Genomic DNA, 7589 nt, shown 5'->3' with positions numbered 1-7589 from the left:
GGTCCCCTGAGTGTGACGGGTTTGGGAGCAGCGATTCGACCCCCGAAGAATCGCACCGAACCCTCGCGCACTCAAGCCCAGGGCCTCCCGACCAGTCCGGGCCGCCGGTTAGGCGCCCTAGAGGCGGGCGGGGCGTGGCGCGACCAGCGTTAGCCCCGGGGCGCCTCGCCGAGCACCCGCGCCCACGCCCCAGGCATCGCTCGCTCCAGCCGACCGCACTGGAAGCCCAGCATCCGCACCGCCTCGTACACCACCGCATGCGGCAGCGCAGCGGCGCCGTGCTCGGCCGCGATCCACCGCAGTTCGCGAGCGAGGTGCGCGAGCCCGCGCGTCCACGCCCCGCCCGCGATCCCAAGCCGAGCGAGCGACGAGCCGCTGTCGAAGTTGCGCCGGAAGACTCGTGAGACCGGGAACGCGTGGCCGTGATGGACCGCCGCCGCCGCGACGTACCTGAGCTCGTGCCCGGCGCGCAGTACCGCCATCCCCCACGCCTGGTCCTCGCTCATCACGATGTCGGGGAACGGGTAACGCTCCCACACCGCGCGCCGCGCCGCTCCGAACGCGTTCGAGAAGAACGTGGCGCCGGGGCCGAACGGCCGCTCGAGGTCGCGGGCGGTGAGATTCCTCGGCTCATCGCCGTAGTTCACGCCCGCCAGGAACGCTTCCTCGGGCGAGGCGCCGCGCGGCAGCTGCCGCCCGAACGCGCCCGCGACCACCGACTCGTCGAATGTGGCGACCAGCGGCGCCAGCCAGCCGTCCCCCACCGGCTCGACGTCCTGGGTGAGGAATAGGAGGATCTCGCCGCCAGCGGCCGCGGCGGCGCGGTTGCGCGCGCTACCGTGGCCGAACCGACGCCCGCCCAGGTCCAGCACCATCGCACCGGCGCCCGCGAGCAGGTCACGCGTCGCGTCCGAGGAAGCGGAGTCGATGCCGACTATCTCCAGCCCGCCGCGCGTTGGCTCGCGGCGGAGCGCCGCGAGGAGCGCGGGAAGCGTGGCCGCACCGTTCCGGGTGGGGATGATGGCCGTGACGCGCGGCGCAGCGCTCACTTCGTGTTCACCGAGGCGCGCCGCGCCCGCTCATCCGCGGGCGTCGTCGCGGAGTACGCTGATGAAGAACGAGCCGAACACCACTTGCGCCCCCACCACCAGCAGCGTCAGCCCGACCAGCGCCGGCCGCACCGCGAACAGCTCACCTCGGCCCGCCGCCAGCCAGTGCAGCAGGATCCGGACATCCACGGCGAGCCCCACCGCCAGCACCCCGAGGCCGGCCAGGAGCCCGCGCTCGAGCGTGAACCGCCGGTCGAGGAACGCCAGCCAGCGGTCACCTCGATCGATCTGTTCGTGGCGGGCGAACGCCTTTGCCGCGAGGCCGAGGACCACGAGCTGCACCCCGAGGATGGTCAGCGCGCTGGCCACGAACATGAAGTGGAAGTCGAACGTCAGCGCGCCCACTCGCACCGGTCCGGGGAGCAGGACCAGCAGCCCCGCGAGCCCGAAGACGATCGCCGCGAGACCCGGCACCAGGAAAAGCGGGGTGGGAGAGAGGAGCAGCATGAAGCGCAGGTGCCGCCACCCGTCGCGGAAGCTGCGCAGCTTCGATTCGCCTTGGCGCGGGTGATAGACTATGGGGATCTCTGAGACCTTCAAACCCTGGCGGAGCGCCATCGCCACCATCTCGGAGGCGAACTCCATCCCGCTGGTCTTGAGGCGCATCCGCTCGCTGGCCTCGCGCGTCATCGCGCGGAGACCGCAGTGTGCGTCGGACACCCGTTGACCGAAGAAAACGCCGAGGATCCCGGTGAGGACCGGATTGCCGACGTAGCGGTGGAGCCAGGGCATGGCGCCCGGCAGGATGGTGCCCGCGAAGCGCGAGCCGAGGACGATGTCGCTCCCCCGCTGGAGCGCGGCGACGAAGTCGGGCACGGCGTCAAAGTCGTAAGTGCCGTCGGCGTCGCCCAAGACGAGATAGCGGCCGCGCGCCGCGCCGATCCCGGCGAGGTACGCCGCGCCGTACCCGCGCGTCGGCGCGTGGATCACGCGCGCCCCGGCGCGTTCGGCCAGCTCCGCCGAGCCATCGGTCGAGCCGTTGTCCGCCACGACGATCTCACCGGCGAGGCCGGCGCGATCGAGCGCGCGACGCGCGGTCTCGACGCACCGCGCCACCGAGGCCGCCTCGTTGAGGCACGGCATCACGACCGAGACTTCGACCCGGTCGCTCATGGGGCGCGAGCCACCCGGAAGGCGATCATGGGGCCGGACCAGACCTGAACCGGGTTGAGATAGCCGGGATACCGGGCCAGCATCGCGTCCAAGGTCGGTGCCGCGTCGGAGCCGGGGCCGGTGAGGATCACGTGCGTCACGCCACTCCGGTCGAAGTACGCGCGCAGCGAGTCCGCCCCGAGCGATTCGGACGAGCGACCGCGAGAGCGCCAGACGTACGACGGCACGGCGCGCCGCCCGGTGTAGAGCCAGAGCAGCGCCTCGTCCTCGCCGGCGATCACGTCGGACGAGTCGGTCGCCTCTCTGATCCAGGGGAGCACCCGCTCGAAGGTCGCGGAGATGCCCCGTTGCTCCGCGGTCGCCCAGCCGCGGAGGAAGCCGCGCAGCTGATAGGGCACGAACCCGGCGCACACGATCGTCGCGCCCGCGAGGCCGAGCGACCGGTGCGCACCGCGCCGCCACCCGGTCGCGCGCCCGGCGCGGGCGAGGCTCGCGCGGACGCCGGCCGAGAACGCCAGCGCGAGCCACGGCAGTACCGCGACCAGGAACCGGTCGGCGGGGTAGGGCCACACGGCGACGATGAGCAGGTAGGTCGCCAGCATGTACCCGGTGGCGGGCGCGCGCCGCGCCAGCTCGACCAGGCCCGCGACGAGCAGCGCGAGCGGGAGCACCGCGGCGAGAGCGCCGAGCCCGCCCGGCAGGAGGGGAACGGTCATGGCGCCGAGGGGGCGAGAGAGATCGAGCAGACTCCGGAAGGAGAGCCACCCCAGCCCGCTCTGCGTCATGAGATCGCCGTAGGTCCCGTAGTTGGCGGCAGTCGCCGGGTCCACGGCGCTCCGGTGCGTAGCGACCCAGGCGAGCCATCCCGCCGCGCACAGCCCCGCCGGCAGGACCGCGAGGACGGCCGCGCGCACCTTGCGTCGCGCGAGCAGCGCCAGCACCACGCCCGCTGCCACCGCCACCCCGATGGTGCGCGTCAGGATCGCCAGTCCCGCGAGCGCGCCGGCCGCGAGGGCGAGGCTGGTCTCCCTCGTGCCGTCGGCGTCGCGCGTGGCGTCCGCCGCCCAGCACGCTAGCGCCGCCAGCACCAGGAACAGCGGCTCGGCGAAGAGCACCGTCGCCACCGCTACCATCGGGATCGCGGTGGCCGACGCCGCGATCAGCAGCGCGCCGAGCGACCGGCGTCCCGCCACCCGCTCCCCGAGATAAGCCGTCGCGAGGGCGACGAATACTCCCATCAGCACGGCGTTCGCGGCGCGGAACACCTGGACGTTCGCGGGGAACGCCGGCGCGAGCTTCCAGAGCCCGGCGAGGAAGAGCGGATAGAGCGGGGGGTAGTGGATGGACACCGGCGCCCCCGGCAGGTAGAGGAGCCGGTACCCGTGTCCCTCCGCGAGGCTCTTGGCGAGCGCGAGATACACGCCGTCGTCGTAGAAGACCCCGGCCAGCGCGTGAGGCATGCTGGCGGCGATGACGCCGAACGCGGCGAGGCCGGCGGCCGCCGCCCACGCCCACTTCGCGTTCAGGCTCGCGGCCGGACCAGGTTGAAGCGGAGGATGTGCCAGAAGGCGGCCACGCCGTCCTTCCAACCGATCTTCTTCCCCTCCGCGTAGGTGCGCCCGGAGTAGGAGATCTGCATCTCGTAGATGCGCGCCTTGGCCTGCGCCAGCCGCGCCGTCAGCTCCGGCTCGAACCCGAACCGGTCCGACGAGAGCGGCAGCCGCTTCATCACGTCGGCGCGCACCATCTTGTAGCAGGTCTCCATGTCGGTGAGGTTGAGATCGGTCAGCATGTTGGACAGCAGCGTGAGGAAAGCGTTGCCGACGCTGTGCCAGAAATAGAGCACCCGGTGCGGGCCGCCGAGGAACCGCGACCCGAACACGGCGTCGGCGCGGCCGTCGAGGATCGGCGCCATGAGCGCGGGCAGCTCGGCGGGGTCGTACTCGAGGTCCGCGTCCTGCACCACCATCACGTCGCCCGTGGCCACGGCGATCGCGCTGCGGATCGCGGCCCCCTTGCCGCGGTTCTGCGGGTGATGGACGACCTGGTGGATCTTCCCGCTCTTCTGGAGCGCGTCCAGCCGCGCGCCGGTATCGTCCGAGGAGCCGTCGTTCACCGCGATGATCTCGAGCTTGATCGGGACCTCGGACAGCCGGTCCGCGACCGCTTCGATGGTCGGCCCCTCGTCGTACGCGGGGATCAGGACGGACAGCACCACTTCGTGGTAGCCCTTCCAGCGCTGGCGGGTGTTCACGCCTCCCCGCCCTCGTAGCGGCTGAGCTTCCGGTACAGCGTGGACGGGTCGATGCCGAGGACCTCGGCCGCTCGCGTCTTGTTCCCCGCCTCGCTCTGGAGGACCCACATGATGTAAGCACGCTCGACCACGTCGAGCGTCGGGTTCACCTGGGGCCGCTCCGAGACCAGCGGCATGGCGCGCCGCTCGGTCACCCGTACGGGCAGGGCCGCGTGCGTGACCTCGCCGCCGCGGGTGAGCGTCATCGCGCGCTCCAGCGCGTTCTCAAGCTCCCGCACGTTGCCGGGCCAGTCGTAGGCCATGATGGCGTCCATCGCGTCGCCGTCGATGTGCTTGGGGTCCTCCTTCCGCTCCAGAGCCATGCGGCGCAGGAACGCGTCGGCCAGCACCGGGATGTCGTCCTTCCGGGTTCGCAACGGCGGTAGGTGGATGGCTATCACGTTCAACCGGTAGTAGAGGTCGGAGCGGAACCGGCCGCTCCGCATGTCCTCCTCGAGGTCGCGGTTGGTGGCCGCGATGAGGCGCACGTCCACCGGCACCGCCTCGGTGCCTCCCACCGGGATCATCTCCCGTTCCTGGAGGACTCGCAGGAGCTTCACCTGGGTGGCCGGCGTGGTCTCGCCGATCTCGTCGAGGAAGAACGAGCCGCCGCGCGCCGCCGCGAAGAGGCCCTGGTTGTCCTTCACGGCGCCGGTGAACGACCCTTTCACGTGGCCGAAGAGTTCGGATTCCAGCAGGCTCTCGGGGAGCGCGCCGCAGTTGATCGAGAGGAACGGCATCTCCGTGCGCGCCGAAAGCTCGTGGATGTAACGCGCGATGACTTCCTTCCCGGTGCCGCTCTCGCCCTGGATGAGGACGATGCTGTCGGTGGGCGCCACCATCTCCGCCAGCCGCAGCACCTCCGCGAACGGCTTGCTTCTGCCGAGCGGCTTCACGCTCTGCGACCGCTCCCGGCGCCGGATCTCCTGCTTGAGCGACCGGTTCTCGGTCTTGAGCTGGCGGTGCTCGGCGGCTCGGCGGCAGATCGCGACCAGGTCGTCGTTCCCGAACGGTTTCTGGATGTAGTGGAACGCGCCCTCGTTGACCGCCTGGATCGCAGTCCGGAGCTCGGCCTGTGCGGTCATGAGGATGACCGGCATGTCGGGGTCCTTCTGGCGCGCGGCGGTGAGGATGTCGATCCCGCTCACCCCCGGCATGCGCACGTCGGATAGGATGATCTGCGGCGGGGCCTTCTCCAGCGCCTCAAGCCCCGCGCGTCCGCCCTGGGCGACGCTGACGTCGAACCCCTCGTTCTTGAGCAGGATGCGGACCGTGTCGAGGATCGCGGCCTCGTCGTCGATGACCAGTATCTGGGGCCTGCTCACGCAACCTCCTCCGTACCCAGACGCGCGGGGATGAAGATCGAGAAGGTGGTGCCGTGGCCGCGCACCGAGTCGCAGAAGATGACTCCGCCGTGCGCGCGCACCGCGCGCTGCACGATGGCGAGGCCCAGGCCGGTGCCGCCCGCGCGGCCGGTGACGAAGGGCTCGAAGAGCCGCGGCAGCACGTCGGAGGCGACGCCCGGGCCACGGTCGCGGACGCGAAGGATCCGCGGCTGCTCCACCCCCATCCCCGCCGGGATGAGGGTGATGTCCGGTATCCCGACCTCGACCGTCACGTGCGCGTCGGCCGGCTGGGCCTGCACCGCGTTGAGGACGAGGTTGAACACCACCCGGTGGAGCAGGTCCTCGTCGCCCTCGACCGCGATCGGCCGCTCGTGGGCCACCAGCTCGATCACCGCGCCGGACGCGCAATCGGGGTGCTGGCGCGCAAGCCGGATGCCGGTCTCCGCCACCGTCGCCAGGTCGAGGGCCACGGAGCTGGTCACCCGCACCCGCGAGAAGTCGAGGAACTCGGTGAGGAGTCGCGAGAGCCGGTCGCTCTCCCGCACGATGAGGGTGGAGAGGACGCGCTCGTCGGCGCCGGCCGGCATCACCCTCGAGAGCTGCTCCACCGCGCTCCGGATGGACGCGAGCGGGTTCTTGATCTCGTGCGCCAGCGACGCCGCCAGCTCCGCCACCGCTTCCAGCCGCCCGGCGCGCAGGCGCAGGGCCTCGAGGCGCTTCTCGTCCGAGATGTCCTTGAAGATCGCCGTCACCGACGGCGGGTGGCCGTCCGCCACGTGCACCGCCGTGGTCGAGACGCCGATGGGGAAGGTGCGCCCGTCCAGGGTCACGTCGGCCTCGCGGCGCACTACGCGGCGGCCCTCGTTGGCGGTGCGCCGGATGGCGTCGGCCAGCACCGGGGCGATGAGCTCCAGCCGCTCCAGCACCGGCTGGTCCCTCAGCTCGTTCTCGCGCAGGCCGAGGACCGCTTCGGCGGTGGGGTTGGCGTAGACGAGATGCCCTTCGCCGCCCACGGTCAGGATGCCGGTCTTGATGTTCTTCAGGATGTCGGTGGCCTCGAGACGCACCCGGCGCAGCTCGGCGACCAGCGTCTGGTGCGCGACGCCCGCGACTTGGGCGCGGCTCGACAGGTAGCCGGTCGCGCCCGCCACGAGCCAGTACACGGAGATCTGCATGAAGAGCGTCGCCGACAACTCCACCGGGTGGCCGAACACCACGTCGGCCGCGTACAGGATGCCTGCCAGCAGGGCGACGAGCAGCCCGTTGGCGAGCGGCATCAGCACCGCGTTGACCGCGATGACCAGGATGTAGAGCGCGGCGAAATAGGTGAACGGTCCGGCGATGTGGACGATCGCCGTCACCAGCACCAGGTCGAAGACCGCCTGGCCGTACAGGAACGTGTTGCCGATGTCGCCGGTGCGCAGGTGTGAGTACCAGAACGAGACCGCGGTGACCGCCAGCGCGAGTGTGATGCAGAGCGAGGCGATGAAGAGCTGGGTTATGTCGGCCTCGAACCACGCGAGCGTGGCGCCGAGGAAGACGCCCGACGCGATGGACAGACGGCCGATGTAGAGCCAGCGCAGGAGGGTCCGGACGGGCGGCACCGCGCCGCGGGCCGGGGAGCGGCGCCACGGCATCATCCGCTTCTCGGGGGTGACGGCGGAGGTCATTGGTCGAACTATAGGGAAGGCTAGGGTCTTGCACAATGCAAGACCACGGATCAGTTGG

The 7589-nt window shown here is 71.2% G+C and carries 6 protein-coding genes; all 6 read right to left on the bottom strand.

Features of this window, described 5'->3' with window-relative positions:
- Positions 1 to 149 precede the first annotated feature (149 nt).
- Genes Q8Q85_13975 through Q8Q85_13950 form a run of 6 tightly spaced genes read right to left on the bottom strand, consistent with a single transcriptional unit; the run spans position 150 to position 7531 of the window.
- The gene (locus Q8Q85_13975) at positions 150 to 1049 is read right to left on the bottom strand and encodes a glycosyltransferase (protein ID MDP3775367.1); all 900 of its coding nucleotides are present in this window, start codon (positions 1047 to 1049) and stop codon (positions 150 to 152) included.
- Positions 1050 to 1079: 30 nt separating this feature from the next.
- A complete protein-coding gene (locus Q8Q85_13970) occupies positions 1080 to 2222 on the bottom strand; it encodes a glycosyltransferase family 2 protein (protein ID MDP3775366.1) in 1143 nt (380 codons plus the stop codon).
- Positions 2219 to 3811: a hypothetical protein gene (locus tag Q8Q85_13965; protein MDP3775365.1), complete on the bottom strand. Its 1593-nt coding sequence runs from the start codon at positions 3809 to 3811 to the stop codon at positions 2219 to 2221. The genes Q8Q85_13970 and Q8Q85_13965 overlap by 4 nt, the downstream gene beginning before the upstream one ends.
- A complete protein-coding gene (locus Q8Q85_13960) occupies positions 3745 to 4476 on the bottom strand; it encodes a glycosyltransferase family 2 protein (GenBank protein MDP3775364.1) in 732 nt (243 codons plus the stop codon). Before Q8Q85_13960 ends, Q8Q85_13965 begins: the two co-directional genes overlap by 67 nt.
- Positions 4473 to 5840, bottom strand: a complete 1368-nt coding sequence (locus Q8Q85_13955; GenBank protein ID MDP3775363.1) for a sigma-54 dependent transcriptional regulator — start codon at positions 5838 to 5840, stop codon at positions 4473 to 4475. The genes Q8Q85_13960 and Q8Q85_13955 overlap by 4 nt, the downstream gene beginning before the upstream one ends.
- A complete protein-coding gene (locus Q8Q85_13950) occupies positions 5837 to 7531 on the bottom strand; it encodes an ATP-binding protein (GenBank protein ID MDP3775362.1) in 1695 nt (564 codons plus the stop codon). The genes Q8Q85_13955 and Q8Q85_13950 overlap by 4 nt, the downstream gene beginning before the upstream one ends.
- Between the last annotated feature and the right edge of the window lie 58 nt (positions 7532 to 7589).

The sequence above is a fragment of the Gemmatimonadales bacterium genome, from assembly GCA_030697825.1.
Classification (GTDB): domain Bacteria; phylum Gemmatimonadota; class Gemmatimonadetes; order Gemmatimonadales; family JACORV01; genus JACORV01.
The sequence above is the reverse complement of the archived record's forward strand: the minus strand, read 5'-3'. Positions and strand labels throughout refer to the sequence as shown.